At 69.4% G+C, this 25,113-nt stretch carries 21 protein-coding genes and 2 tRNA genes; 8 read left to right on the top strand and 15 right to left on the bottom strand.

Going from position 1 to position 25,113, the window contains the following annotated elements:
* Positions 1-74 precede the first annotated feature (74 nt).
* Positions 75-1,658: an amino acid permease gene (locus ACSQ2G_RS02280; RefSeq protein ID WP_436027919.1), complete on the bottom strand. Its 1,584-nt coding sequence runs from the start codon at positions 1,656-1,658 to the stop codon at positions 75-77.
* A 273-nt stretch (positions 1,659-1,931) separates the two neighbouring features.
* Between ACSQ2G_RS02280 and hrpB the strand changes: the two genes are divergently transcribed.
* Complete coding sequence (gene hrpB / locus ACSQ2G_RS02275; protein ID WP_436027918.1) at positions 1,932-4,400, top strand: ATP-dependent helicase HrpB; 2,469 nt, start codon at positions 1,932-1,934, stop codon at positions 4,398-4,400.
* 698 nt (positions 4,401-5,098) lie between these two features.
* On the opposite strand, the gene ACSQ2G_RS02270 is transcribed toward hrpB, so the two are convergent.
* The 6 genes from ACSQ2G_RS02270 to ACSQ2G_RS02245 form a co-directional block, all read right to left on the bottom strand.
* Positions 5,099-6,910, bottom strand: a complete 1,812-nt coding sequence (locus ACSQ2G_RS02270) for a M24 family metallopeptidase (RefSeq protein WP_436027917.1) — start codon at positions 6,908-6,910, stop codon at positions 5,099-5,101.
* A gap of 51 nt (positions 6,911-6,961) precedes the next feature.
* Positions 6,962-7,417, bottom strand: coding sequence for a hypothetical protein (locus tag ACSQ2G_RS02265; protein ID WP_436027915.1), 456 nt, complete (start codon positions 7,415-7,417; stop codon positions 6,962-6,964).
* A gap of 130 nt (positions 7,418-7,547) precedes the next feature.
* Positions 7,548-7,889, bottom strand: coding sequence for an endonuclease domain-containing protein (locus ACSQ2G_RS02260; RefSeq protein ID WP_436027913.1), 342 nt, complete (start codon positions 7,887-7,889; stop codon positions 7,548-7,550).
* Positions 7,890-8,016: 127 nt separating this feature from the next.
* Positions 8,017-8,883, bottom strand: a complete 867-nt coding sequence (locus tag ACSQ2G_RS02255) for a 50S ribosomal protein L11 methyltransferase (RefSeq protein WP_436027911.1) — start codon at positions 8,881-8,883, stop codon at positions 8,017-8,019.
* 17 nt (positions 8,884-8,900) lie between these two features.
* Positions 8,901-10,310, bottom strand: coding sequence for an O-antigen ligase family protein (locus ACSQ2G_RS02250; RefSeq protein WP_436027909.1), 1,410 nt, complete (start codon positions 10,308-10,310; stop codon positions 8,901-8,903).
* 111 nt (positions 10,311-10,421) lie between these two features.
* Complete coding sequence (locus ACSQ2G_RS02245) at positions 10,422-10,925, bottom strand: hypothetical protein (protein ID WP_436027907.1); 504 nt, start codon at positions 10,923-10,925, stop codon at positions 10,422-10,424.
* A 136-nt stretch (positions 10,926-11,061) separates the two neighbouring features.
* Here ACSQ2G_RS02245 and ACSQ2G_RS02240 point away from each other — a divergent pair, with 136 nt between their 5' ends.
* The gene (locus tag ACSQ2G_RS02240; RefSeq protein WP_436027905.1) at positions 11,062-12,228 is read left to right on the top strand and encodes a low temperature requirement protein A; all 1,167 of its coding nucleotides are present in this window, start codon (positions 11,062-11,064) and stop codon (positions 12,226-12,228) included.
* Here the strand turns inward: ACSQ2G_RS02240 and pip are convergent.
* Positions 12,225-13,214 carry a prolyl aminopeptidase gene (gene pip, locus ACSQ2G_RS02235; protein ID WP_436027903.1) on the bottom strand — a complete coding sequence of 330 codons (990 nt, stop codon included), beginning with the start codon at positions 13,212-13,214 and terminating at the stop codon, positions 12,225-12,227. The genes ACSQ2G_RS02240 and pip overlap by 4 nt on opposite strands.
* A gap of 147 nt (positions 13,215-13,361) precedes the next feature.
* On the opposite strand from pip, the gene ACSQ2G_RS02230 reads away from it, so the two are divergent.
* Positions 13,362-13,616, top strand: a complete 255-nt coding sequence (locus tag ACSQ2G_RS02230; RefSeq protein WP_310086654.1) for a low temperature requirement protein A — start codon at positions 13,362-13,364, stop codon at positions 13,614-13,616.
* A 10-nt stretch (positions 13,617-13,626) separates the two neighbouring features.
* Here the strand turns inward: ACSQ2G_RS02230 and ACSQ2G_RS02225 are convergent, their stop codons facing one another.
* Entirely contained in the window at positions 13,627-14,610 is a 984-nt protein-coding gene (locus tag ACSQ2G_RS02225; protein ID WP_436027901.1) for an alpha/beta fold hydrolase, read from the bottom strand.
* Between the two features lie 118 nt (positions 14,611-14,728).
* Here ACSQ2G_RS02225 and ACSQ2G_RS02220 point away from each other — a divergent pair, with 118 nt between their 5' ends.
* Complete coding sequence (locus ACSQ2G_RS02220) at positions 14,729-15,955, top strand: multidrug effflux MFS transporter (RefSeq protein ID WP_436027899.1); 1,227 nt, start codon at positions 14,729-14,731, stop codon at positions 15,953-15,955.
* Between the two features lie 195 nt (positions 15,956-16,150).
* Here the strand turns inward: ACSQ2G_RS02220 and ACSQ2G_RS02215 are convergent, their stop codons facing one another.
* The 4 genes from ACSQ2G_RS02215 to rlmB form a co-directional block, all read right to left on the bottom strand.
* Positions 16,151-16,528 (bottom strand): DUF423 domain-containing protein, encoded by a 378-nt coding sequence (locus ACSQ2G_RS02215; protein WP_436027897.1) that lies wholly within the window; start codon positions 16,526-16,528, stop codon positions 16,151-16,153.
* Positions 16,528-17,271 carry a TerC family protein gene (locus ACSQ2G_RS02210; protein ID WP_310086642.1) on the bottom strand — a complete coding sequence of 248 codons (744 nt, stop codon included), beginning with the start codon at positions 17,269-17,271 and terminating at the stop codon, positions 16,528-16,530. The genes ACSQ2G_RS02215 and ACSQ2G_RS02210 overlap by 1 nt, the downstream gene beginning before the upstream one ends.
* Before the next feature lie 42 nt (positions 17,272-17,313).
* On the bottom strand, positions 17,314-18,768 hold the full coding sequence (locus tag ACSQ2G_RS02205; RefSeq protein ID WP_436027896.1) for a hypothetical protein: 1,455 nt from the start codon (positions 18,766-18,768) through the stop codon (positions 17,314-17,316).
* Positions 18,769-18,871: 103 nt separating this feature from the next.
* Entirely contained in the window at positions 18,872-19,708 is an 837-nt protein-coding gene (gene rlmB / locus ACSQ2G_RS02200; RefSeq protein WP_436027895.1) for a 23S rRNA (guanosine(2251)-2'-O)-methyltransferase RlmB, read from the bottom strand.
* 171 nt (positions 19,709-19,879) lie between these two features.
* Between rlmB and ACSQ2G_RS02195 the strand changes: the two genes are divergently transcribed.
* The 3 genes from ACSQ2G_RS02195 to tuf all read left to right on the top strand — a co-directional run bounded on the left by ACSQ2G_RS02195 (position 19,880) and on the right by tuf (position 21,359).
* Positions 19,880-19,965, top strand: a tRNA-Tyr gene (locus tag ACSQ2G_RS02195).
* Between the two features lie 74 nt (positions 19,966-20,039).
* Positions 20,040-20,113: transfer RNA gene (locus tag ACSQ2G_RS02190), tRNA-Gly, on the top strand.
* A gap of 55 nt (positions 20,114-20,168) precedes the next feature.
* Positions 20,169-21,359, top strand: coding sequence for an elongation factor Tu (gene tuf / locus ACSQ2G_RS02185; protein ID WP_436027894.1), 1,191 nt, complete (start codon positions 20,169-20,171; stop codon positions 21,357-21,359).
* Between the two features lie 76 nt (positions 21,360-21,435).
* On the opposite strand, the gene ACSQ2G_RS02180 is transcribed toward tuf, so the two are convergent.
* Entirely contained in the window at positions 21,436-22,800 is a 1,365-nt protein-coding gene (locus ACSQ2G_RS02180) for a serine hydrolase (protein WP_436027892.1), read from the bottom strand.
* A gap of 132 nt (positions 22,801-22,932) precedes the next feature.
* Here ACSQ2G_RS02180 and ACSQ2G_RS02175 point away from each other — a divergent pair, with 132 nt between their 5' ends.
* Entirely contained in the window at positions 22,933-23,322 is a 390-nt protein-coding gene (locus ACSQ2G_RS02175; RefSeq protein WP_436027890.1) for a hypothetical protein, read from the top strand.
* A gap of 3 nt (positions 23,323-23,325) precedes the next feature.
* Here the strand turns inward: ACSQ2G_RS02175 and ACSQ2G_RS02170 are convergent, their stop codons facing one another.
* Complete coding sequence (locus tag ACSQ2G_RS02170; protein ID WP_436027888.1) at positions 23,326-24,993, bottom strand: FAD-dependent oxidoreductase; 1,668 nt, start codon at positions 24,991-24,993, stop codon at positions 23,326-23,328.
* Positions 24,994-25,113: the final 120 nt, after the last annotated feature.

The raw sequence follows: 25,113 nt of genomic DNA, 5'->3' as shown, positions 1-25,113 counted from the left end.
CGAAAACGGGCGGGGACCCGAAGATCCCCGCCCGCCCGAACTAAGCGTTACGAACGCCCGTTCAAGTCCTAATCTCAGTCCAGGCCGGGCACGCCGGTGGGCGGCGCGTCGGGGTCCAGTTCGTGGACCTCGTCGGTGAGGCCGCGGCCGACGTGGCTCTTGCGGAAGCCGTAGGCGAAATAGACCACCAGGCCCAGGGCGCCCCAGATCGGCAGCACCAGCATCGATTCCAGCGGCAGGTTGAAGTAGAGGCCCGCGCAACCGACCATGGCCACCGGGGCCACGATCCAGACGGCTGGCGTCTTGAACGGACGCGGACGGTTCGGATCCTTCACCCGCAGCACCATCACCGCGATCGCCACCATGAAGAAGGCGAACAGGGTGCCGGAGTTGGAGATGTCGGCCAGTTGGCCCACCGGGAAGAAGGCCGCGGCGATCGCGACGCAGACCCCCGTGAAGATCGTCACGATGTAGGGCGTCTTCCACTTCGGGTGGATGTTGGCCAGGCTTTGCGGCAGCAGGCCGTCGCGGGCCATGACGAAGAAGATCCGGGTCTGGCCGTAGATCATCATCAGGATGACCGAGGGCAGGGCCAGGTTGGCCGCCAGGCCCAGCAGGTTGCCGACGACGGGCCAGTTGATCTCGCGCAGCACGTGGGCGAGGGCCTCGTTGGAGCAGACCAGGCGGTCGGCGTTGGCGGCGGTGGCGCAGGCGGCCTGGAAGGCGGCCGAGCCGGGCTGGACGACCGAGCCGTCGAGGGCCAGCACGGGCTGGGCGCCGATCGCGCCGACCGCGCCGGCGGCGACCAGCAGGTAGAAGATGGTGCAGATCCCCAGGCTGCCGATCAGGCCGATCGGCACGTTGCGCTGCGGGTTCTTGGTTTCTTCGGCGGCGGTGGAAACCGCGTCGAAGCCGACATAGGCGAAGAAGATCGAGGCGGCCGCGCCGACTACGCCCATGCCCGTTGTCCCGTGCGGGCCGAACCAGCCGTTGGGGGTGAAGGGCGAGAAGTTGCCGGTCTTGATCACCGGAAGGGTCAGAATGACGAACGCGGTCAGGGCCGTAACCTTGATCACCACCAGGATGGCGTTGACGCGGGCGCTTTCGGTCGTGCCGCGAACCAGCAAGGCGGTCACGGTCAGGGCCACCAGGATGGCCGGGATGTTGACGACGCCGGCGCTGAAGTCGGCGACCGGCATGAAGCCGTTCATCGACCAGGCTGGGCCGGATCGCAAGGCGTCGGGCCAATGGAAGTGGAGGGCGTTCTCGATCAATCCCAGGAAGTAGCCCGACCATCCGACCGAGACGGCGCTGGCGGCGACGGCGTATTCCAGGATCAGGGCCCAGCCGACCATCCAGGCCAGCAGTTCGCCCATCACGGCGTAGGTGTAGGTGTAGGCCGAGCCCGAGACGGGCAGCATCGACGCCAATTCCGAGTAGCAGAGCGCGGCGATGGCGCAGACGGCGCCGGCGATCACGAAGCTCCACATCATGCCCGGGCCGGCCTTCTGGGCGGCGGCGGCGGTCAGCACGAAGATCCCCGTGCCGATGATCGCGCCCACGCCCAGCAGGGTCAGCTGAATGGGGCCGAGAGAGCGATGCAACGACTTCTTCTTGGCCGTTGCTAGAATCGCATCCAGTGACTTAACGCGCCACATATTTCCTCCAGAGACCCGCGGCTCCCCCCGGGGGCCGCGTAGACAAATTTTGCGGACCGTGGCCCGGTTAGCGGGACGCGGTCAAGGTAAAGCGGAGGGCGTGCGTAATTGTTCGCCCCGCTGTGCGCAATATGAGCCATGCTCTGCCGGGACGATGTTGCGTTGCAGCACGCTTCTTGGCCTTGATTGCCTTCGCGTTGGGCGTTTGGGGAAAGACCAGGGAGCGGCGGCCGGCGCTTGGTGATTTCGGCCCGCGCCCTTAAACCACGCCGCGTGACCCTTCCCATCCACGAAGCCTTGCCGGCCTTGAAATCCGCGCTCACTAGGCGCGAAGCCGCCGTGCTGGTCGCGCCGCCCGGGGCGGGCAAGACCACGATCGTGCCGCTGGCCCTGCTGGACGAGGTTTGGGTCGCCGGCGGCAAGATCGTCATGCTGGAGCCGCGCCGCCTGGCCGCCCGGGCCGCCGCGTCGCGCATGGCCCAGAGCCTGGGCGAGGGCGTCGGCGAGACGGTGGGCTTCCGGGTGAGGCTGCAGTCCAAGGTCTCGGCCCGCACGAGGGTCGAGGTGGTCACCGAGGGCGTCTTCACCCGGATGATTCTCGACGATCCGGGCCTGGACGGCGTGGCGGCGGTGATCTTCGACGAGTTCCACGAGCGCAGCCTCGACGCCGACCTGGGCCTGGCCCTGGCCCGCGACGCGCAAGGCCTGGTCCGCGAGGACCTCAAGATCCTGGTGATGTCGGCAACCCTCGACGGAGCGCGGATCTCGACCCTGCTGGGCGACGCGCCGGTGGTCGAGAGCCAGGGTCGGATGTTCCCGATCGACACCCGCTATCTGGGCCGCGACGAGCGCCCCCAAGCAACAGGAATGCGGCTTGAGGAGCGGGCAGCCCGCGCCGTCGAACGCGCCTTGGCCGAGGAGAGAGGCGGCCTGCTGGTCTTCCTGCCGGGCCAGGGCGAAATCCGCCGGACCGAGACCCTGCTGCGCGAGCGGCTGCGGCGGCCGGAGGTCGATGTCGCGCCTCTGTACGGCGCGCTGGATCCGGCCGAACAGGACCGCGCCGTCGCCCCCGCCGCGCCAGGCCGCCGCAAGGTGGTGCTGGCGACCTCGATCGCCGAGACCAGCCTGACCCTCGAGGGCGTACGGGTGGTGATCGACTGCGGCCTGGCCCGCGTGCCGCGCTTCGACCCGTCCAGCGGCCTGACCCGGCTGGAGACCGTGCGCGTCAGCCGCGCCGCCGCCGACCAGCGCCGGGGCCGGGCCGGGCGCACCGAGCCGGGCGTCTGCTACCGCCTGTGGGACGAGCCCGAGACCCGGGCCCTGCCGGCCTTCGCCCGACCGGAAATCCTCGAGGCCGACCTGTCGAACCTGGCCCTGAACCTGGCCCGCTGGGGGGCGCGGGACGTGGGCGACCTGGCCTTCCTCGACAAGCCGCCGACCGCCGCGTTCAACGAGGCGCGGGTTCTGCTCAACCGCCTGCAAGCCCTGGACGGCCAGGGCGGCCTGACCGCCCACGGCCGCGCCCTGGCCGACATGCCGCTGGCCCCGCGCCTGGCTCACATGGTGGTGCGCGCCGCCGCGTCCGGCCAGGCCGAGCGTGGCGCCAAGATCGCCGCCGTGCTCAGCGAGCAGGGCCTGGGCGGCCGCGACGTCGACCTGCGCCACCGGCTGGAAAGCTTCGACCGCGACCGCTCGCCAAGAGCCCGCGACGCCCGGACCCTGTCGGAGCGCTGGGCTCGCCAAGCGCAGGGGGCCGCCGGCCGGGCCACGGGCGCCGCGCCGCTGGACGACGCCCTGATGCTGGCCGAGGCCTATCCGGAACGGGTGGCCCGGGCCCGGGGCAAGCCGGGCGAATACCAGCTGGCCGGCGGGCGCGGCGTCTATCTGGAACCGACCGACGCCCTGGCCCGCGAGACCTGGCTGTCGGTCGGCGAACTGGGCGGCGGCGAGGCCCGCGACCGCATCCTGCTGGCCGCGCCGCTGGACGAGGCCGGCCTGCGCTCGGCCTTCGCCGACCGACTGGTCGCCGAGGACCGGCTGGAGCCCGACGCCAGGGGCAAGGTCCGCGCCCGCCGCCTGCTGCGCCTGGGCAAGCTGGTGGTGGAGGAGCGGCTGCTCGACAAGATCGATCCGGGCCTGGTGACCAAGGCGCTGCTGGACCAAGTGGCGCGCGAGGGCCTGTCGGCCGTGCCGTTAGGGGAGGGCGCTCAGGCCCTGCGTCGCCGGGTGGCCTTCCTGCGGAACCGCGACACCGAGACCTGGCCCGACCTGTCGGACGCGGCCCTGCTGGAACGGCTGCCGGAATGGCTGGAGCCGTTGCTGGCCGGCCGCTCGGCCCTGAGCCAGCTGGGCGACGGGGCGCTGGCCGACGCCATCCGGACCCTGGTCCCCTGGGACCTGCACCGCCGCCTCGACGCCGAGGCCCCGGCCCGGTTCACCGCCCCGACCGGCTCCAGCTTCGCCATCGACTACGCCGCCGACGGCGGGCCGCGCGTCGACGTGCGGGTGCAGGAGCTGTTCGGGCTGACGGTCCACCCGACGGTCGGCGGCGCGCCCCTGGTGCTGGCCTTGCTGTCGCCGGGGCACAAGCCGATCCAGATCACCCGGGACCTGCCGGGGTTCTGGAAGGGCTCCTGGCGCGAGGTGCGCACGGAGATGAAGGGGCGCTATCCCCGACATGTCTGGCCGGAGGATCCGGCTGGCGCGGCGCCGACGACGCGGGCCAAGCCTCGGGGGACCTAGGTCCTCCCCCCGTGGGGGAGGCGATCGCGAAGCGATCGGTGGGGGGAGGTTTGGGATCGTCGATCCGGGTTGTGGCCATCGGCCGATGACTCCCCCCTCCGTCGGCTTCGCCGACACCTCCCCCACGGGGGGAGGATCTGGTAGGCACGATCTCTCGCCCTCACGCGGATCGCCGCTGAGCTTGATGGGAAGGGTGCGAAGCGCCCGGGCCTCGCCCGGATGATTTGCAGTTATGAGTACCGTTTCGACGAAGACGAGCGCTTCGCGTGGACCGTTTTCCAGAAGCCTTCGGATCGCGGATTTTTAACCCGCTCCGATGGAGGCCCCCGACGGGCGGAGAGTTGGCGCTCTCCGGACCGCATGGGCGGTTTCAGCCCATGCCCGCCGCGTCCGCCGATCCCTCGCCGCCTGGGTTTCGTCCCGACTAAGGGGAACCTGCCCAGGACCGTCGCGAAGGCTGTCATTCAAGACCACCGGCGAGCGCTTCCCGCTCGACCACCCCTGAAAGCCGCTCGGTCGCCGGCCGGACGCCCTTCCCGTGCTTTCAGGTGCAAGCAGGATACGGCACGCCGGGAGGAGGGGGATAAGTTCGGTCGAAGTAAATTAGAGCGTTGAAATCTCTAGACTCTGTTCGCTATCCGCCGGGCATGGACGCCCGACGCGGACGCACGCATGCGTGCGTCCGCGTCCGTGGCCGCTTAAAGCGGCGCGCAGACCGCTTCCAGCCAGGCCCGGATCTCCGGCTCAACGCGTGGCCCGATCTCCGCCACCACCCGCGCATGATAAGCGTCGAACTGGGCGATCTCCTCGGGCGACAGCAGGCTCTTGTCCACCAGCCGCCGGTCGATCGGGGCCAGGGTCAGGGCGTGGAAGCGGTGCATCGGCCGGTCGCCGTCGCCCACGGTTTCGGCGGGCATGACCACCTCAAGGTTCTCGATGCGGATGCCGTATTCGCCGTCCTTGTAGTAGCCGGGCTCGTTGGAGACGATCATCCCCGGCTGCAGGGCGATGGTGTTGGGGGCCTTGCTGATCCGCTGCGGGCCTTCGTGGACGCCCAGATAGACGCCGACCCCGTGGCCGGTGCCGTGGTCGTAGTCCAGGCCGTGGCTCCAGAGCGCGGCGCGGGCGAAGGCGTCGATGGCCGAGCCCGTGGTGCCGGCCGGAAAGCGCAGGCGGGCGATGGCCAGGTGACCCTTGAGGACCAGGGTGTTGCGGGTGACCATCTCGGCGGTCGGCTGGCCGATGGCGACCGTGCGGGTGACGTCGGTGGTGCCGTCCAGGTACTGGCCGCCACTGTCGACCAGCAGCAGCGAGCCCGGGGCGGCGCGCTCGTTGCTGCGCTCGGTCGGGCGGTAGTGGGGCAGGGCGCCGTGGCCGTTGGCCGCGCCGATGGTGTCGAAGCTGAGATCCTTGAGCAGGCCCGTCGCCTCGCGGAAGGCCTCCAGCTTGGCCACGGCCTCCTTCTCGTCCGGCGGATTGACCTGGCCCTCGGTGGCCAGCCAGTGCAGGAACCGGGTCAGGGCCGCGCCGTCGCGCTTGTGGGCCTCGATCGTGCCGGCGATCTCGACGGCGTTCTTGCAGGCGCGGGGCAGGGTGCAGGGGTCCATGGCGCGGACCACCGCGGCGCCGGCGGCGGCCAGGGTGTCGAAGTACCAGGCCGAGGACTGGGCCGGGTCGACGAGCACCTTTTGGCCTGCCAGTTCGGCCAGGGCGGCGTCGAGCGTTTCCGGCGCTTCCAGCGACACCTGGTTGCCCAGCCAGGCCGGCAGGTCGTCGGTGACCTTGGCGGGATCCAGGAACAGCCGCGCCGTGCCGTCGGCGCGCAGCACGGCCTGGGACAGCGGCAGGGGCGAGCGGATGACGTCGCCGCCGCGGATGTTGAACAGCCAGGCGATCGAGGCAGGGGCGGTGATCACCGCGGCGTCGGCGCCCAGGGCCGCGACGGCCGACCCGACCCGGGCGCGCTTGGAGGCCGACTCCTCGCCGGCGTATTGGACCGGATGCGGCACGACGGGCGCGGCCGGCTGGGCGGGACGCGCCGCGCCCCAGGCCTCGTCGATCGGGTTGACGGCCACGGGCTTGAGCGCCGCGCCGGCCCGGGCGGCGGCGGCCTTCAGGCCGTCCAGCGCTTGGGGGCTGTGCAGCCGGGCGTCGTAGCCGATCACCGCGCCCCTGGAGGCGGTCTCCAGATAGGCCGGCACGCCGCCCTCGACCAGATCGCGGATTTCGAACACGCCCTGATCGACCTGGTCGCGCACCTGCAAGGTGTAGCGGCCATCAACGAATACGGCGGCCCGGTCCTGGAGGATCACCCCGGCCCCGGCCGAGCCGGTGAAGCCGCTGGCCCAGGCCAGGCGATCGTTGGCGGCGGGCAGATATTCGTTCTGGTGCTCGTCCTCGTGCGGCACGAGGAAGCCGTCCAGGCCCTGGCGCGCCATGGCGGCGCGGATCAGGGGAACGTGGCGGGGGCCGAAGCCCGGATCGGTGGATTCATCGAAGGTCTGGCGCATCCCAACGATGTAATCCGCCCCCGCCGCGCAGGGAAGGGGCGGAAGGCGGGCCTAGTTCGCCGGCTGGGGCTGCTGCCGCTGCTGCGGGACCGGCGGCGGGGTCAGGTTGGGATCGGCCGACGGGGCGATGGTGTCGTCGCGCGACAGGGCGGCGTTGGTCGCGGCGTCGTGGGCGGCCTGGGCGGCGTTGGCGGCCGTGCTCTCGGTCGAGCGGCGGGCGCTGTCGGCGGCGGCGCTGGCGTCGCGGGCGGCCTGCTGGGCGACGATCGTGGCCTGGGCGGCCCCGGTCTGGGCGCTTTCGATCGCGCTGGCGGCGCGGCCCTGTTCCTGGGCCTGGGCGATCTGGTCGTCGCTGGGCGTGCGCGCCCCGACCGTCAGCATGAAGGCGATGGCGACCACCGCGACGATGGCCACGGCCCCGGCCACGAACCAGCCGGTGGCGCCGCCTTCGCGACGGACATGCACGACGCGTTCAGGCGGCGGGCCTTGGGGATCGACATAGGTCATGACGTTGCTCCTCGAGCGAGAATGTCCCGCCTGGAGAAACGTGAGTGGAGGCGGAGGTGTTCCGCATTCCAGAACCCTCTCCCTTGGGAGAGGGAGGGGCCCGCGCCGCCAGGCGTGGGAGGGAGAGGGTTTAGGGCCTCGCCGTTTTGAGCACCGCCAGAATAGCCTCCGCGACGCCGCCCGGATCGGTCAGAACGTGCTCGTTCGGAAAACGCATGACGAGAAACCCGCAGCCTTCCAGCACTTCGGTCCGCTCAAGGTCGTAGAGGTCCTGTCCGTCATGGGCCTTGCCATCGAGTTCGACGACCAGACGCCTTTCGCTACACAGGAAATCGACGAAGTAGCGGTCGATCGGAACCTGGCGCTTGAACTTGAAGCCTTGGAGTCGGCCGGCTCGGACGATGGCCCAGAGCTTGGATTCGGCGAGGGTTTGGGCGCTGCGCAGGCGGCGGGCGTTGGCGGTTCGATCCATTCCGAAGCGTGGCCGTGTTGTGAAAGGAGGCAAGTGAAGTAACCGCAATTTCTGGCGGCGTACTCCCTCTCCCTCCCACCGCTACGCGGCGGGCCCCTCCCTCTCCCAAGGGAGAGGGTGTTTTACCCTACGGCCGCTGCAGCACCAGCGCCGCCCAGGCGTCGCGGTGGATGCGGTTGACCACCTTGAAGCCGCGCGAGACGTAGGCGGCCTTGACCATGCGCTCCTGGGTGCGCAGCAGGCCCGAGAGGATCACCGTGCCGCCGGGGACCAGGGCGTTCTTGATGTCCTGGGCCAGGCTGACCAGCGGCCGGGCCAGGATGTTGGCGAACACCAGGTCGTAGGGGGCGTTGTCGGTGACCAGGCGGTTGGACAGGCCCGAGGCGTGGACGAAGCGGGCGTTGGCGCGGTTGACCTTGGCGTTCTCCTTGGAGATCCGCACGCTGGGCTTGTCGATGTCGGTGCCGACGGCGATCCGTGATCCAGTCCGCGCGGCGGCGATGGCGAGGAGCCCGGTGCCGGCCCCGACATCGAGCACCTTGTTGAACTTCCGCGCCTTGATCAGCCGGTCATAGGCCAGCAGGCAGCCGACGGTGGTGCCGTGGTGGCCGGTGCCGAAGGCCGCGCCGGCTTCGATGCGCAGGTTGACGGTGCTGGCCGGCAGGCGGCCGCGGTCGTGCATGCCGTAGACGAAGAACCGGCCGGCGCGCACCGGGGGCAGGCCCGACAGCGCCATGGCCAGCCAGTCGGCGTCGGCCAGCTGCTCGCGCACCACCTTCAGCGGATGGCCGGCCAAGACCTCCAGCAGGCCCGCGTCTTCCTCGTCGGTGGTCGGGAAGGCGTCGATGCGCCAGATCCCCTTGTCCTCGTCCTCTTCCAGGATCGAGTAGGTCGCGCCTTCGAGGCCGGGGTGGTTGTCGATGGCGTCGGCGGCGGCTTCGGCGTCGGCGCGCGCGCCGCGGGCGACGATCTGCTGGGGCGTGTAGTCGGTCATGGCGCTCCAGTAGCGGGCTAAGCGCCGAAAGGCGAGACCGCGCGCTTGCCAAATATCGGCTTGAAGGCCGCGGGGCCGGCCGGCGCGGGCGTCCAGATCTCGGGCGCGGGCTCCGGCGGGGCTAGGCTCCAGGCCAGGGTCGGGGTGGCGAACAGCGGGCGGCGGGCGGCGGCCTCGCGTTCGCCCGCCGGCGTCCAGACCGGTCCCAGCAGGCGCGTCACCGCCGCGCAGGCCAGGGCCCAGACGATGCCGTTGCGCTCCAGGATGAAGCTTTCGGAGAAGGTGGTCATCAGGAAGATGGCCAGGAACAGGGTGGCCCAATAGCCGTCCCGCACCTGGCGGAACCGGAAGAGGGAGACCAGCAGCGCGCCGCCCAAGACCAGGGCGCACAGGCCCACCCCGATCCAGCCCAACTGGGCCAGGATGTCCAACCAGCCGTTGTGGGCGCTGGGCACCAGCCAACCGGTCTCCTTGCGGATCCAGTTGGCGGGAACGGAGTCCAGGGTCCAGAACACGCCGTAACCGTATCCCGTCAGCGGATGCTTGGCCGACTGGCGCAGCAGCCCGGCCCAGATGTCGGTGCGGCCGGTCAGGGACGGATCCTTGCCCAGGGCCTTGAACAGCAGGTCCGGGGCCAGCCACATGACCATGGCGGCGGTCACCGCGACCGTGACCCCCAGCCAGACGACGATCACCGCCGTGGCGGGGCCGCGGCGCATGGCCGCCAGCAGCATCGAGCCGCACAGGCCGATCAGCAGGGCCAGCAGCGAGGTCTTGGACTTGCTCATTACCAGCATCGCCGCGCACAGGACGATGGTGAGGACCATCTGCTTGCGTTTGGCCGAGCCGGCCAGTAGCGCGGCCATGGCCGCCAGGGCGCCGTAGACCATCATCGCCCCCATCTGGTTCTTCTCGTACCAGAGGCCCCGCCAGTCGCCGGCGTTGATGTCGTGCTGCACGCCCATCTTGGGATAGGCGACCACGGCCAGCAGGCCGCCGGCAGCCAGGAACAGGAAGGTGACGGCGATGATCTCGGCCATCCGCTTGCCGTCGAAGCTGGCGGCGAAATAGAGCCCGAACAGGGTGGTGAAGGCCGCCGCCATGGCCCGGCGGTTGGTCGTGCCGGGATTCAGCGACCAGGAGGCCGAGGCGTACACCCACAAGACCAGCAGGCTCAGCAGCACGGCGGGCAGCCAGAACCGCATCAGGCGCGGGGCCCGCCAGATGGCCAGGCCCAGGGTCAGGGCATAGACCGGCAGCCACATCAGCCGCAGGATCGGGATGTTCTCGCCGCCCGCCTGCAGGGGATCCAGCAGCGGACCGATCAGGGCGTTGGACAGCATGAACAGCAGGAAGCCGCAGGCCAGCACCTCCAGCTTGCGCCAGAGGTCGGGCCCATCGTCGCGCCGCTGTTCCGCGTCCACCATTCCGATCCACGTCCTGGCGCGAAATGGAACACGCGCCTTGGGTTGGAGCTGTTGGCAGCAAGGGCGAGGCCAAGCTTGGCCTAGGGCCTGCTCGGCCGCGATGCGTCGTGACTAGTGCGCCGTGGCGACGGTCGTGGAGGCGCTGGGCGCCGCCGGCGCGTCGATCGCCTGCGGCGCTTGCGGCGCGGCGGGGGCTACGGGCGTTTCGGGCGGATCGCCGGGCAGGCGGGTGTTCAGGATGTCGCCGCCGGTCGACGGCCAGGTTCGCTCCGTCGGCTCGACCACCCGGATGGGTTCGGCCTTGGGCTTCGGCCTGTTCCAGACGGTCGGGACGTATTCCGGAACCTCGTATGACGCGGCGACTGGCGGCTGCGGAGGCGTTTTGGGGACGACATAGTCGGTGCCGACCACGTAGTCGGGAACCTTGCCGCTGGGTCGCGCGACAGGCTGGTCCTCGGTGTAGGCGGGCTCGGACGCGAACGCGAAGGCGGTCATGATGGGCGCTTCGGTCTGGGAGCCGATCCTGAGGATCAGCCCGCCCGTCGTCCCGATCGCCAGGGCGACGCCGGCGCCGATCAGCGCGGCGCGATGGGCAAGGAAATCCGAAGCGTCCATGCTGACAAGAGCGCGCCCAATGGCAAAACGTTCGATCCAGGTCGTGCGACCCCTTCTTCGGCGGCGCGACCGGCGCCGGCCTCGATTTTCGGCTGTCACGCTTTACGCTCCCGACTCAGCCAGGGGAAAATCCGTCATGTCACGCCGCCACATGCTCCGCGACCGCGCCTCGGGCGGCCATGCGCGGGTCACCTATGTCGAGCTGTTCTTCGACCTGGTGTTCGTGTTCGCGGTCACCCAGCTGTCGCACGGCCTGCTGGCCCATCCAAGTCTTCTGGGCCTGGTCGAGACCGGTTTGCTGCTGATGGCGGTCTGGTGGGCCTGGATCTTCATGGCCTGGGTCACCAACTGGCTGGATCCCGAACGGGCGCCCGTACGGATCATGCTGTTCGCGGCCATGGTGGTGGGCATGGTCATGACCATGTCGATCCCCGAGGCGTTCGGCGACCGCGGCCTGGTCTTCGGCCTGGCCTTCGTGGCGATTCAGCTGGGCCGCAGCCTGTTCACCGCCTGGGCGATGCGGGACCATCCGTTCCAGAGCCGCAACTTCATCCGGATTTCCATCTGGTTCGCGACCTCGGGCGTGCTGTGGATCGCCGGCGGCCTGGCCGAGGGCAGCGCGCGACTGGCGCTCTGGGGCGGGGCGCTGGCCCTGGAATATGTCTCGCCGGCCTTGGGCTTCTGGGTTCCCGGCCTGGGCCGGGCCCGCGCCGAGGAGTGGGACGTCGAGGGCGGTCACCTGGCCGAGCGCTGCGCGCTTTTCACGATCATCGCCCTGGGCGAGTCGATCCTGGTCATGGGCGCGACCACCGCGACCCTGGCCTGGACGCCGATGGTCATCGCCGCCTTCCTGGCCTCGTTCGCCGGCAGCCTGGCCATGTGGTGGATCTATTTCGCGTTCACCGCCGAGGCCGCCAGCGAAGCGATCAGCCACGCCAAGGAGCCCGGCCGAGTGGCGCGCGAGGCCTATACCTACATCCACCTTTTGCCGATCGCCGGCGTCATCGTCACCGCCGTGGCCGACGAGTGGACGATCCACCATCCGCTGGGCCACACCGACCTGAAGACGGCGCTGGCCCTGATCGGCGGGCCGTTCCTGTTCCTGCTGGGCGGGGTGCTGTTCAAGCGGGCGGTGTTCCGGGCCTGGGCGCGGGCCCAGGTCGTCGGCCTGCTGGCGCTGGTCGCCCTGGCCCCGGTCAGCCTGGCGGTCAGTCCGCTGGCGCTGTCGATCGCCACGACAGCGGTCCTGCTGGGCGTGTCGGTTCGCGAGGGCCTGGCGCGCCGGGCGAAGACCCCAACCTAGACACCCAGCGCCGCATCCGTCGCGCGCACCAGGCCGTCGATGACGCCGGGCTCGGTCGAGGCGTGGCCGGCGTCCCAGACGATCTCGAACCGGGCCTCGGGCCAGGCCCGGTGCAGCGACCAGGCGCTGTCCAGCGGCGTGACCACGTCGAAGCGGCCCTGGACGATCCAGGCCGGGATGTGCCGGATCCGATCGATGTTCTTCAGGATCCAGCCGTCCTCGTCGAAGAAGCCGCCATTGGCGAAGAAGTGGCATTCGATCCGGGCGAAGGCGACGGCGAAGTCTTCTTCGTTGAATTTCGGCGGGCGGGCCTCGGGACCTCTGAGCGAGATGGTGTCGCCTTCCCACTGGCTCCAGGCCCCGGCCGCCTCGGCCTGGACGCGGCGGTCGGGGTGGGTCAGGCGCTTGTGGTAGGCGGCCATCAGGTCGCCGCGCTCCTCGGGCGGGATCGGGGCCAGGAACCGCTCCCAGGCGTCGGGGAAGAGCATCGAGGCGCCGTCCTGGTAGAACCAGCGCAGCTCCCTCTGGGTGAGCAGGAAGATGCCGCGCAGCACCAGACCCTCGACCCGGTCGGGATGGGCGATGGCGTAGGCCAGGGCCAGGGTCGATCCCCACGACCCGCCGAACACGGTCCACTTCTCGATGCCCAGATGCACGCGCAGTCGCTCGATGTCGGCGATCAGGCTCCAGGTGGTGTTGTCCTCGAGGCTGGCGTTGGGACGCGAGCGGCCGCAGCCGCGCTGGTCGAACAGGGCCATGCGCCATCGGCTGGGATCGAAGAACCGCCGCATGGTGGGGTTGACCGCCCCGCCGGGGCCGCCGTGCAGGATCACCGCCGGCTTGCCGCGCGGCGCGCCGCATTCCTCGTAATAGATCTCGTGCGGACCGTCGGTGCTCAGCCAGCCGAAGGAAAAGGGCTCGATGTCGCGAAACAGGCCGCGGCGGCCGTTGGCGGACATGGGCTGGGTGGAAGCGTTACGATCCATGGCGCAACCCTAAACCGGTTTCGGGCCGGGAGGGAACGCCGCGAGGGGTTCATTTGCCCGCGCCGGTCGCGCGTCTGGCGTCGCCGCCCGGCGAACCCTGGCCAGGACCGTCGCAACCCGCCCCGCTTTTCCGTATTCTCCCGAGTCATGAACAACCCCGAAGACCTCAGCGACGACGAACTGCTGGAGATGCTGACGCCGCGCCAGCTGGCCGAGCTGGACCGCGCGATCGCCGAGATGATGGGCCCCGAGGGCCTGGACAAGGTCATCTCGCTGCAGGTGATGGCCCAGCTCTACACGGTCCGCGCCGCCGAGCGCGACGAGACCTCGGCCCTGGCCATGCTGCAGATGGCGGCGGCGATGCGGCGGCGCGCCGAGATCCTGGCGGCGGAAAAAGGTTAGGGCCGAGAGTTCAGTTCGGAAACCGTCGGCCCAGCCAGTCGACCAGGATCGCGTTCACCTGGTCGGGCTTTTCCTGCTGGGTCCAGTGGCCGCTGCCCTCGACCAGAACCTTCTCCAGGTCCGAGATCTGGTCGCCCATGCGGTCGGCCAGGGAGGGCGGCAGCACCACGTCGTGCTCGGCCATGATCATCAGGCATGGGATCCCGTCGATCCGGGTCGGCAGGTGTTCGGCCCGTTCCCAGTTGCGCACGAAGTTGCGGTACCAGTTGATGCCGCCGGTGAAGCCGGTGCGCTGGAACGTCTCGACGAAGACCTTCAGTTCCTCGGGGGCCAGCAACTGGCTGGAGTCGTCGGCGACGTCGTAACGGGCCAGGCCGTCCTGCAGGGCCAGCGAGCGGCCGCCGGTCTCGCCGCTGGTGAAGGCGGCCTGCACGCCGGTCGGCTTGCGCATGAAATAGCGCATGGTCCTGTCGACGTCGGCGGCCAGCTGGGCGTCGGCCACCCCGGGCTTCTGGAAGTGGACGATGTACATGTCCTCGCCGAACGCGTGGCGGAACATGGTGATCGGGTCGACGGGCAGGCGCGGCAGGAACGGGGTGTTGAGGCCCACGACCCCCGCTACCCGGCCCGGATGCATCAGCGGCAGCTGCCAGACGACCAGGCCGCCCCAGTCATGGCCGCAGAACACCGCCTTCTCGACGCCCAGGTGGTCCAGCAGCCCGACCAGGTCGCCGGTCAGGTGGGCCATGTCGTAGTCCTCGACCGCCTCGGGACGATCGGTCAGGCCATAGCCGCGCTGGTCGGGGACGATCACCCAGCGCCCCGCCGCCGCCACGGCCGCGATCTGCCAGCGCCAGGAATAGGAGAATTCGGGGAAGCCGTGACACAGCACGATGGGGACGCCGACGCGGGGCCCGGCCTCGTAATAGGCCATACGGATCCCGTTGATCCGCGCGAACGAAGGCTCGGGCATCGGCGGCGCAAGCTGGGTCATGGCGCTTCCTGCTTATGTTATTGGTGATCACCTTGCCGGCCCACGCCGCGCCGGGCAAGGCCGCGATTCGTACGGTCAAGGACTTACCCCTGCGGAAAACAAGCGTAAAAGCGCGTCCATGACCGACGCCGTACAGCCCAAGCCCGCCGCCACGCCCTGGCGGCTCGTCCTGATGCTGGGCGCGCTGACGGCCTTCGCGCCGATGTCCATCGACATGTATCTGTCCAGCATGCCGGACATCGGCCGGAGCCTGCACGCGGGCGCCGACGACGTTCAGGCCACCCTGGCGGCGTTCTTCGCCGGCATGGCGATCGGCCAGTTCCTGTACGGCCCGGCCTCGGACCGGTTCGGGCGTCGTCTTCCGCTGCTGCTGGGCATCGGCATCTATGTCGTCGCCTCGGTGGTCTGCGCCACGGCGGCGTCGATCCACCTGCTGATCGCCGCCCGCTTCGTCCAGGCCCTGGGCGGCTGCGCGGGGGCGGTGATCGCCCGGGCGGTGGTGCGCGACAAGTTCAATCACGCCGACACGGCGCGGGTGCTGTCGCTGATGACCCTGATCATGGGCCTGGCGCCGGTGCTGGCTCCGCAGTTCGGTGGCGTCGTGCAGTTCTTCGCCGGCTGGCGCGGCGTGTTCTGGACCCTGGTGGTCTTCGGCCTGCTGATCGGCCTGTGGGCCGCGCTGAGCCTGGCGGAGTCGCGGTCGGAAGCCACGGCGGTCCAGGCGCGCTCGGAGAACCCGTTCCGCGCCTACCTGGCCCTGCTGCGCCAGAAGCGCCTGGTCGGCTACGGCGTGGCCGGGGCCCTGAACGGCGCGACCCTGTTCACCTACATCTCGACCGCGCCGGACCTTGTGATGGGGACCTACGGTCACTCGCCGCTGGTGTTCAACATCGTCTTCGCCTTCAACGCCGTGGGCATCATCGGGGCCAGTCAGGTCAACCGCCTGCTGCTGCGCCGCTCGACGCCCGACCGGGTGCTGGTGCGGGCCAGCGTCGCCTCGATCGTCGCCGCCCTGCTGCTGGCCGCCGCCGCCTGGAGCGGGGCAGGCGGGCAGTTCACGGTCCTGCCGCTGCTGTTCGCGGCCCTGTCGACCTACGGCCTGATGAGCGGCAACACCATGGCCGGGGCGTTGAGCGTCGATCCCAGCCGGGCGGGCTCGACCTCGGCCCTGATGGGCGGCATCTCGTTCGGAGCGGGGGCCCTGGCCTCGTGGGTGGGCGGCCTGCTGCACGACGGCACGCCCAAGCCCGTGGCGGCGGTGATGTTCGCCTGCCTGGTGGGCTCCAGCCTGGCGATCTTCGGCCTGGCGGTCCCGAAGGACCGGCGCGGCAAGATGGCGGCTTAAGATCCGGACTCGATCGAAGAACGCCTGACGTTGTCATCCCGGCCGTAGCGAAGCGGAGGGCCGGGATCCAGGTGAACCGCAACGCCCCTGCCCAGTCACCTGGATCCCGGACAGCCTCTGCGAGGCTTCCGGGAGGACAACCAATCTTGGGTCTCCTATACTTTCGGAAAGCCGTCGCTCCATTGAGCGAAGACTCTAAGCCTCCCGATCCGCGATCGTTCCCGCTCGCCAGGCCAGCACTAGCCAACCGGCCAGGAAGCACAGGCCGCCGAACGGCGTGACCATGCCCAGCACGCGCGGCGCGCCGAACGCCAGGGCGTAGAGCGAACCGGAGAACAGTACGGTTCCGGCCAGGAACAGGGTCGGCGTTGTCACATCGACCTTGCCGCCGACCTTGCGGACCGCCAGCCAGCCGAACACCGCCAGGGCGTGGGTCATCTGGTACAGCGATCCGGTGTGCAGCAACTCGGCGGCCCGGGCGTCCTTCGCGCCGTGGGCGGCGAAGGCGCCGAACGCCACGGCCAGGAAGCCGCTGAGGGCGGCCAGGCGGACGACGAGCGCCGGGCCGCGCATCACTTCTTGTGCTTGTTATGCGCGGCCAGTTCGTCCGGCTTGATGTCGAGGAACGAGGGGGCGGCGGCGTTGTAGGCGTCGGTCTTGTGCAGGTCGATGACCACGCTGCGGTGGCCTTCCCAGATCATGTGCACGGCGACGTACAGCACGATGGCCAGGCCGATGAAGCCGATCCAGCGGTGCTTGTGCAGCAGGTTGGCGATGGCGGTGGCGGCCACGCCCATCAGGATGATCGACAGCAGCAGGCCGAAAACCAGGATGGCCGGGTGCTCGCGGGCCGCGCCGGCCACGGCCAGCACATTGTCCAGCGACATCGAGACGTCGGCGATCAGCACCTGCAGGAAAGCCTGCTTGAAGGTCTTGGCCGGCTTGACGCGCGGCTCGGTGGCTGGATTGCCGTCGATGGAGGCGATCGCGTCCTCCTGGTCGTGGGTCATCTGCTCGCGCAGCTCGCGCCACATCTTCCAGCACACCCACAGCAGCAGCACGCCGCCGGCCAGCAGCAGGCCGATCACGCCCAGCAGCCAGGTGGTGATCAGGGCGAAGCTGATGCGCAGCACCACGGCCGCGCCCAAACCGTAGAGGATGACCTTCTTGCGGTCCTTGGCCGGCAGGCCGCCGGCCGCCAGGCCTACGGCCACGGCGTTGTCGCCCGCCAGGACGAGGTCGATCATCAGGACGGACAGGAAGGCCGCGAACGGACCGTTCAGTCCGCCCACCTGGGCGAGGAGCGCGTCAAACATGCGGCCTCAATGCGTCAGGCGGGCGGGTCTGGCAAGTCTCCCTTAATCGACCCGATCGAGTTCCTTGCGCGGGGCCTGAGCGGCGCCTTCGTGCGTCGGAGTTTCGAATGGATTGTGTTCCGGCCGGCCATGGATCGCCGTCGCGCCGCCGGTGGCCGCGGCCGCCGGGGTGGCGTCGGTGGTCTCCGGCGTATCGTACAGCAGCGCGTTGCGGCCGTAATCGGCCTGGGTGCGGACCTTGCGGCGTCGCTCGGCCCTGGCCTTGGCGACCGAGGCGTTGCGCGAGATCGCCACCAGGATCAGCAGGGCCAGCAGCACCAGGGCGGCGCCCAGCAGCGACTTGGTCGGCATCCGGCCCACCCCCGGCACGTCGATCGTCTCGTAGCGGCCCAGGTCGGGCAGGGCGGCCTTGAGGCCCCGGGCCTTTTCCGTCACAGCGTCCTGGAGCGGGGCGGCCTGCCGGGCGATCGAGCCCAGGGTGAAGGCCTGGGCCGGGTGGGTCCCGTTCAGGGCGACGCCGAACTCGGTCTTCAACGGTCCCTTGGCGGCGTCGGTCGGCTTGACCTGCCAGGCGAAGGTCGCCGGCTGGCCAGCCTTGACCACGGCGGTCTGGCGGCCGCTCGGCGTGATCTCGTAGCCCTGGCCCCGCAGGTCGGCGTAGGCGCTGGTCTTGCTGGCCGCCTTGGCCAGGCCCAGCTTCGCGGCTTGCGTCTTGATCGCCTCGCCCAGCGTGGCGGGCAGGGACAGGGTGACCTGGCCCGCCTGGCCCTGGGCCAGGCTCGGCGCGGTGGCCAGGGTCGCGCCCCTGGTCGCTTCCGGCGCGACCGCCGCCTGCAGGGCCTGCAGCTTGGTCCGCGGCTTGGCCGGAGCAGCGGAGGATGTCGTGGGCGCGGTGGCCGGAGCGATCGGCGCGACGACCGGCGCCCGGGTCGGGGCCACGGCCGGCGCGGCGGCGGTGATCGGCTTCAGCGGAGCCGGGGCGGGCGTTACCGTAGCCGGCCGGGACGGCGGCTTGGCGACCAGCGTGGGCTTCGCCGCGGGTTGGACTGCGGGGCGAGCGGCGGAGTGGATGATCGGGGCAGCGACCGGGGCCGCCGCGACATGCACCCGGCGGGCCGGAGCGACCCGTGCGGACGGGTGGCGGACCGGACGAGGCTCGATCTCCGGACGAGGCTCGAGGTCCGGGTTGGCGATCGGCGCCATGGCGGTCACCAGGGTTCCGTCGGGACGGCGCCAGGTCTTCAGGGACGACTCGGTCGTGGCGACCGGGATCGGCGGCTCCGCGGCGCCGGGCGGCCCGCCCAGCAGGCCGTCGTCCGGCGCGGCCTGGGCGGAGGGCGGCGCGCCCATCAGGTCTGGCGTCCGGGTTTCACCGTAGCCCGGCTCCGCGCCGGCGGGCGGCGTCTCGACCGGCTCGCGCGCGCCGCAGCCGGTGATCAACAGGACGCCGACCGCGCAGCCGGCCAGGGCCGCCGCGCGGACTTTGCTATGCAACACCGGGTCCCCCGATCCCATACGAACTCTCCGCCAAGCAGGGCCTCGCGTTTCAAACCCGAGAAAATCACGTCGTCGCGGCGAAATCAAAACCGTTAACGCGGATTCACGAACCGGTTTCTTCCTTGGGGCGAACTTTCGACGCCTCATAGAGCGCCACCGCCGCCGCGGCGGACACGTTCAGGCTTTCGAAGCCGCCGGGCATGGCGATCCTGCCCATCGCGTCGCAGTGCTCGGCCACCAGCCGGCGCACGCCTTCGCCCTCCGAACCAAGCACCAGCACCGTGGGACGATCGTCCAGCACCTGGTCCAGCGTGCCCTCGGCCTCGCCGGCCAGCCCCACCGCCCGCCAGCCCAGCTCGGCCAGCTCCTCCAGGGCGCGGGAGAGGTTGACCACGCGCGCATGCGGGATCTTGTCCACCGCCCCGACGGCGGTCTTGGCCAGCACGCCGGTCAGGGCCGGGGCGTGGCGGTCCTGCAGGATCACCCCCCTGGCGCCGAACGCGGCGGCCGAGCGGAAGATCGCGCCGATGTTCTGCGGGTCGGTGATCTGGTCCAGCATCACCAGCAGGCCCTGGGCCGGCGTGCCCAGGTCGTGGACGCCGAGCATCTCGGGCTCGTCGATCTTCAGGGCGATCCCCTGGTGCACGGCGCCGGCCGGCAGCTGGCGGGCGATGTCGGCCCCCTCCATGATCTGCAGGAAGGGGGCGCGGCTCAGATTCGGCGCGAGTCGCTTGGCGCGATCCGGGGTGGCCAGAAGACGTTTCGGAACGGGCCTGGCGGGGTTGGAAAGCGCGGCCTCGACGGCGTGAGTCCCCCAGATCCAGTCCTTGGCGTCGCCCTGGCCTTTGGAAAACTTGTTGTTTTCCCGAGGCTTGGAACGAAAATCACGGCCGGGCGAAGAAGGCTTTTTCCGGTCGTTGCGTTCGGAATGAGAGGACACTATAAGACGCGCTCCGATTTGGGGCCCTGAGGGTTTCCAAGAGCCAGGGCGGCGCTGCTTTAGCACCGTCTCACCGGTCTCGAGGAAGCTTTTGTTCCTTTTTCGTGACGGGCGGTCCGCCGCCGGTTTCGAGGAGGGGAAGGCCGCTTTGAAGGAACTCTGTCGCGCGCTGGGGGAATGTCCCGAGTGGCAAAGGGGGGGGACTGTAAATCCCCTGGCGTACGCCTTCGTAGGTTCGAGTCCTACTTCCCCCACCACGCGCGACGAGAGCTCCGACGAGGCTTGGTCCCCAAAGCCAGAGACCGGGAGCCGACGCGACCCCGCTAGCTAGGCGGGTATAGCACAGTGGTAGTGCAGCAGCCTTCCAAGCTGAGGATGCGGGTTCGATTCCCGCTACCCGCTCCAGCTCCCCCTAGACTAATGACCCTGAAACAAGCCCGCCGGCGCGAAGGTAGAGACGATGGCCAAGGAAAAGTTCGAACGTAACAAGCCGCACTGCAACATCGGCACCATTGGTCACGTTGACCATGGCAAGACGACGCTGACGGCGGCGATCACCATCATTCTGGCCAAGAGCGGTGGCGCCACGGCGAAGAACTACGCCGACATCGACGCCGCGCCGGAAGAGAAGGCCCGCGGCATCACCATCAACACCGCGCACGTGGAATATGAGACGGCCAACCGTCACTACGCCCACGTCGACTGCCCCGGCCACGCCGACTATGTGAAGAACATGATCACCGGCGCGGCCCAGATGGACGGCGCGATCCTGGTGGTGTCGGCCGCCGACGGCCCGATGCCCCAGACCCGCGAGCACATCCTGCTGGCCCGTCAGGTCGGCGTGCCGGCCCTGGTGGTCTACATGAACAAGGTCGACCTGGTCGACGACGCCGAGCTGCTGGAGCTGGTCGAGATGGAAGTGCGCGAGCTGCTCAGCTCGTACGACTTCCCGGGCGACGACATCCCGATCACCAAGGGTTCGGCCAAGGTGGCCATCGACGGCGGCGACCCGATCATCGGCGAGCAGTCGATCCTGGAGCTGATGCAGACGGTCGACACCTACATCCCGCAGCCCGACCGTCCGGTCGACCTGCCCTTCCTGATGCCGGTCGAAGACGTGTTCTCGATCTCGGGCCGCGGCACCGTGGTCACGGGCCGGGTCGAGCGCGGCATCGTCAAGGTCGGCGAGGAAGTCGAGATCGTCGGCATCCGTCCGGTCCAGAAGACCACCTGCACGGGCGTGGAAATGTTCCGCAAGCTGCTGGACCAGGGTCAAGCGGGCGACAACGTCGGCGTGCTGCTGCGCGGCACCAAGCGCGAAGACGTCGAGCGTGGCCAGGTGCTGTGCAAGCCGGGTTCGATCACCCCGCACACCAAGTTCGTGGCCGAGGCCTACATCCTGACCAAGGAAGAAGGCGGCCGTCACACCCCGTTCTTCACCAACTACCGCCCGCAGTTCTACTTCCGCACGACGGACGTCACCGGGATCATCAAGCTGCGCGAAGGCGTGGAAATGATCATGCCGGGCGACAACGCCGAGCTGGACGTCGAGCTGATCACCCCGATCGCCATGGAAGAGAAGCTGCGCTTCGCCATCCGTGAAGGCGGCCGCACCGTCGGCGCCGGCGTCGTGGCCAAGATCGTCGAGTAATCGATCGGTCTCAGCGACTAGCTGACTAAGCGAAGGCCCCGGAGGAAACTCCGGGGCCTTTTGCTATTGGGTGCCTTCAAGGCTTCGCCGCTCTCGGCGCGGTCGTGTCGCGGCCGCCCTGGTGCAGCACCAGCGCGGTAGCCACGGCGTCGCCGGTCTGGGTGAAGCTGATCTGGGCATCGACGATCTTGAGGAAGAACTCGCCCGGCGCGCTGGGATAGATCGGGGCGGGACCCTGGTTCGTCCCCTGGCTGATCAGTTGGTCGCCCTGGCGCGTGATCGTCAGGGTGAAGGTCGGCGACAGGACATAGGCGCCGACATAGCGATCGAGCGTCGCTGTCGGCAGGGTGATCGCCTTCGGCGGTCGCCAGGTTCCCACGCATAGCCCGGCCAGGTTCTCGGCTATGCTGTTCGACGGCGAGCCGCCGTAGTTGGCCAGGACGATGGCGACGACGCCGTCCTTGGGATAGCGGCTGATGCCGGTGCTGAAACCGTTGATGCCGCCGCCATGAGAGACCTGGTCATGCCCGGCGACCGGTTTGATCCCCCAGCCGAAGCCGTAGTGGTTGCCATAGTCGGTGAACATCGCCTGCCGCGACGCCGGCGTCAGGATCTCGCGCTCGGTCAGGGCCCGGTCCCAGATCAGCAGATCGCCCGTCGTCGAATAGAGCGAACCGGCCGCGTAGGGCAGGGTCATGTCCAGATAGTCGGCGTTCTTCCAGCCGTCCTTCGTGGGCTTATAGCCAGAGGCGCGGTGGCGCAGGATCACGCCGGAGACGTCGTAGCCGGTGTCCTTCATGCCCAGGGGCGTGAAGATGTGCTTGGCCACGTAATCGGCATAGGTCTCACCGGACACCTTCTCGATCACATAGCCGAGCAGGATGTAGCCGGTGTTGTCGTAGTTGTATTTCGTGCCTGGCTCGAACTCGAGCGGCATGTCGCGTGTCAGCTTGATGATCCCGTCCGGGCTCAGCGGCGACATCGAATTCTTTTCGAAGAAGCCGGGCAGGGCGGTGTAGCTGGGGATCCCCGAGGTGTGGGTCAGTAGGTGCTTGATCGTCACCTTCGACCAGGCGGCCGGGGCGTCGACATAGTATTTCGAGATCGGATCGTCGACCGACAGCTTGCCCTGGTCGACCAGTTGCAGGATCGCCGTGGCGGTGAACTGCTTGGTGATCGAGCCGAGGCGGAACTTGGTGTCGGCGGTGTTGGGGACATCCCATTCGCGGTCGGCCGCGCCGAAGCTCTCGCGCCAGACCGGTGCGCCGTCCTTGGCCACCAGGATCGAGCCGCTGAAGCTCTGGGCTTCCAGGTAAGGCGCGATCAGGTCGCGCGCCTGCTGGGCGTAGTCGGCGACAGCGCAGGTCGGCTGGGCGGCCCAGGCCGATGACGTCGACAGCAGAAGGGCGGCCGCTAGGCCCGTGGGGATCAAGGTCTTCATGGGCGCCTCAGGTTGATTTGAGACCTACTAGGCATAGCTTTTGAGACGACCGCAAGGCAGCGCTTCGGGCGCCCGCTTGTCGGCGCTCATCGGGTCGACAATAATCAAAAGTGGAACGACGAGGCGCCGCCGATGTCCTGGATGAAGTATCAAGGTTGGGGAAGTGCGAGCTTTCCCTATGCCTGCTTTGGTTGCCGGCGGTCATTCAAGCGAACCGTTTCTTCCAACTTTCTTGAGCGCGCGGCCGTTCTGGCCTGTCCGCATTGCGGCGGCGCGGCGATAGGCCTGTCACGCAAGTTCAAGGCGCCTCGGCGGGACGACATCGCCCAATGGAAAAAGGTGCACGCCTTGGTTCTGGGCGGCTGTCTCTTCTATTCGCACAATGACCCTTATCCGGAGACCCTGCGCGAGGTTCCTGGGTTTCTCCACCGCCGCCGGACGGAGATCGAGCGGGATCTTGCACGATTTCCGCGTCAGTATGCGGCGATCCTCAACGCCGCCCAGGGCGTCATCATTTCCTGACTTTCACGCCGTCGTCACCGGTTCGGCCAGATAGGCGTGGATCGCCGCCACCACCTGGGCGCCTTCGCCGACCGCCGCCGCCACGCGCTTGACCGAGCCGGCCCGCACGTCGCCGATCGCGAACACGCCGTGGCGGCTGGTCTGCAAGGGCGGATGGCCTGGGGCCAGGTCCTGGCCGGTCCGCACGAAGCCGTGGTTGTCCAGCTCGACCCGGCATTCGTTCAGCCAGGTGGTGTTGGGCGCGGCGCCGATGAACAGGAACAGGTGGCTGATCTCGCGGCGGGCCTCCTCGCCGGTGTCGAGGTCGCGGTGGCGGATCGCGCGCAGCTGGCCGTCCTCGCCTTCCAGCTCGACGATCTCGTTGCGGGTGACGATCTCGATGTTGGGCAGGCTCTTGATGCGGTCGATCAGGTAGCGCGACATGCTGGCGTCCAGGCTCTTGCCGCGGATCAGCAGCCAGACCTTGGCCACCTGGCTGGCCAGGTAGACCGCCGCCTGGCCCGCGGAGTTGCCGGCTCCGACCAGGGCCACCTCCTGGCCGGCGCACAGCTTGGCCTCGAGCGGCGAGGCCCAGTAATGGACGCTGCTGCCCTCGAACTGGTCCAGGTTGGACACCTCCAGCCGCCGATAGCGGGCGCCGCTGGCGATCACCACGGTCTTGGCCTGGGTGGTCTCGCCGCTGACCAGTTTCAGGTGATAGCCGCTGAGGCTCCCGTTTTCTTTGGCATCACCATCGCAGTCCAGGCTGGCCACCTCGTCGGGGATGGCCAGGTTGGCGCCGAACTTCTGGGCCTGGTTGTAGGCCCGGGCCATCAGGGCCATGCCCGAGACGCCGGTGGGGAAGCCCAGATAGTTCTCGATCCGGGCCGAGGCTCCGGCCTGGCCGCCGAACGCCCGGGTGTCGAGCACCAGCACCGACAGGCCCTCGGAGGCGGCGTAGACCGCGGTCGCCAGCCCCGCGGGGCCCGCGCCGACCACGGCCACGTCGTAGACCCGGTCCGGATCCAGGTCGCCGACCATGCCGATACAACGGGCCAGCTCGGCGTTGGACGGATGGCGCAGCAGCTGGCCGCCGGGGCAGAGCACGATCGGGAGCTCGGCCTCGTCGACCGAGAACCGCTCGATCAACACCTTGGCGCAGTCGACGGTGTCGGGGTCCAGGTGCTTGTAGGGATGGCCGTTGCGGCCCAGGAAGCCGGACAGGCGGATGACCTCGCCGTCGGCGGCGCGGCCGATGATCACCGGGCCTCCGGCTCCGGTTTCCAGCAACCCGACCCGGCGCAGGATCAGGGCCCGCATGATCCGCTCGCCCAGCTCGGCCTCGGCGACCAGCACCGCGCGCAGCCGCTCGGGCTTGATCCGCAGCACCTCCAGGTCGGTCAGGGCGTGGACGTCGACCAGCGACGGGCGGTTGGACAGCTGGGCCAGTTCGCCGATGAAGGCGCCCGGACCATGCTCGGCGACCAGGTGGGTCTCCTCCATCGCGTCGCGACGGGTGACCCGGGCGCCGCCTTCCAGCACCACCATGACTCCGGGCGAGACCTCGCCGGCCTTGGCCAGCACGGCGCCGGCCCTGGCGTGGGCGATGTCGCCGAAGCGGCGGATGCGGTCGATCTCCTCCGGCTTGAGGATGGGAAACATCTGGTCGCGGCGGGTGTCGATGATGGCCATGGCCCTAGAGTGCGTCAGGATCGCCGCGCGGTCATCCGCCCTGCGTGACGGAATTTGAACGTTCATGTCGTCATGAGTCCATCCCGAGCATCGGGGCCTGAGCATCAGGGTTGGAGATGC

The sequence above is a fragment of the Caulobacter sp. LjRoot300 genome (genome assembly GCF_964253875.1).
Classification (GTDB): domain Bacteria; phylum Pseudomonadota; class Alphaproteobacteria; order Caulobacterales; family Caulobacteraceae; genus Caulobacter.
Note: the sequence above shows the minus strand (reverse complement) of the source record. Positions and strands in the feature narration are given on the sequence as shown.

Coding starts and splice junctions, on each gene's coding strand:
- ACSQ2G_RS02280 (WP_436027919.1), bottom strand. CDS start 1,658: ATGTGGCGCGTTAAGTCACTGGATGCGATTCTAGCAACGGCCAAGAAG.
- ACSQ2G_RS02270 (WP_436027917.1), bottom strand. CDS start 6,910: ATGCGCCAGACCTTCGATGAATCCACCGATCCGGGCTTCGGCCCCCGC.
- ACSQ2G_RS02265 (WP_436027915.1), bottom strand. CDS start 7,417: ATGACCTATGTCGATCCCCAAGGCCCGCCGCCTGAACGCGTCGTGCAT.
- ACSQ2G_RS02260 (WP_436027913.1), bottom strand. CDS start 7,889: ATGGATCGAACCGCCAACGCCCGCCGCCTGCGCAGCGCCCAAACCCTC.
- ACSQ2G_RS02255 (WP_436027911.1), bottom strand. CDS start 8,883: ATGACCGACTACACGCCCCAGCAGATCGTCGCCCGCGGCGCGCGCGCC.
- ACSQ2G_RS02250 (WP_436027909.1), bottom strand. CDS start 10,310: ATGGTGGACGCGGAACAGCGGCGCGACGATGGGCCCGACCTCTGGCGC.
- ACSQ2G_RS02245 (WP_436027907.1), bottom strand. CDS start 10,925: ATGGACGCTTCGGATTTCCTTGCCCATCGCGCCGCGCTGATCGGCGCC.
- ACSQ2G_RS02240 (WP_436027905.1), top strand. CDS start 11,062: ATGTCACGCCGCCACATGCTCCGCGACCGCGCCTCGGGCGGCCATGCG.
- pip (WP_436027903.1), bottom strand. CDS start 13,214: ATGGATCGTAACGCTTCCACCCAGCCCATGTCCGCCAACGGCCGCCGC.
- ACSQ2G_RS02230 (WP_310086654.1), top strand. CDS start 13,362: ATGAACAACCCCGAAGACCTCAGCGACGACGAACTGCTGGAGATGCTG.
- ACSQ2G_RS02225 (WP_436027901.1), bottom strand. CDS start 14,610: ATGACCCAGCTTGCGCCGCCGATGCCCGAGCCTTCGTTCGCGCGGATC.
- ACSQ2G_RS02220 (WP_436027899.1), top strand. CDS start 14,729: ATGACCGACGCCGTACAGCCCAAGCCCGCCGCCACGCCCTGGCGGCTC.
- ACSQ2G_RS02215 (WP_436027897.1), bottom strand. CDS start 16,528: ATGCGCGGCCCGGCGCTCGTCGTCCGCCTGGCCGCCCTCAGCGGCTTC.
- ACSQ2G_RS02210 (WP_310086642.1), bottom strand. CDS start 17,271: ATGTTTGACGCGCTCCTCGCCCAGGTGGGCGGACTGAACGGTCCGTTC.
- tuf (WP_436027894.1), top strand. CDS start 20,169: ATGGCCAAGGAAAAGTTCGAACGTAACAAGCCGCACTGCAACATCGGC.
- ACSQ2G_RS02180 (WP_436027892.1), bottom strand. CDS start 22,800: ATGAAGACCTTGATCCCCACGGGCCTAGCGGCCGCCCTTCTGCTGTCG.
- ACSQ2G_RS02175 (WP_436027890.1), top strand. CDS start 22,933: ATGTCCTGGATGAAGTATCAAGGTTGGGGAAGTGCGAGCTTTCCCTAT.
- ACSQ2G_RS02170 (WP_436027888.1), bottom strand. CDS start 24,993: ATGGCCATCATCGACACCCGCCGCGACCAGATGTTTCCCATCCTCAAG.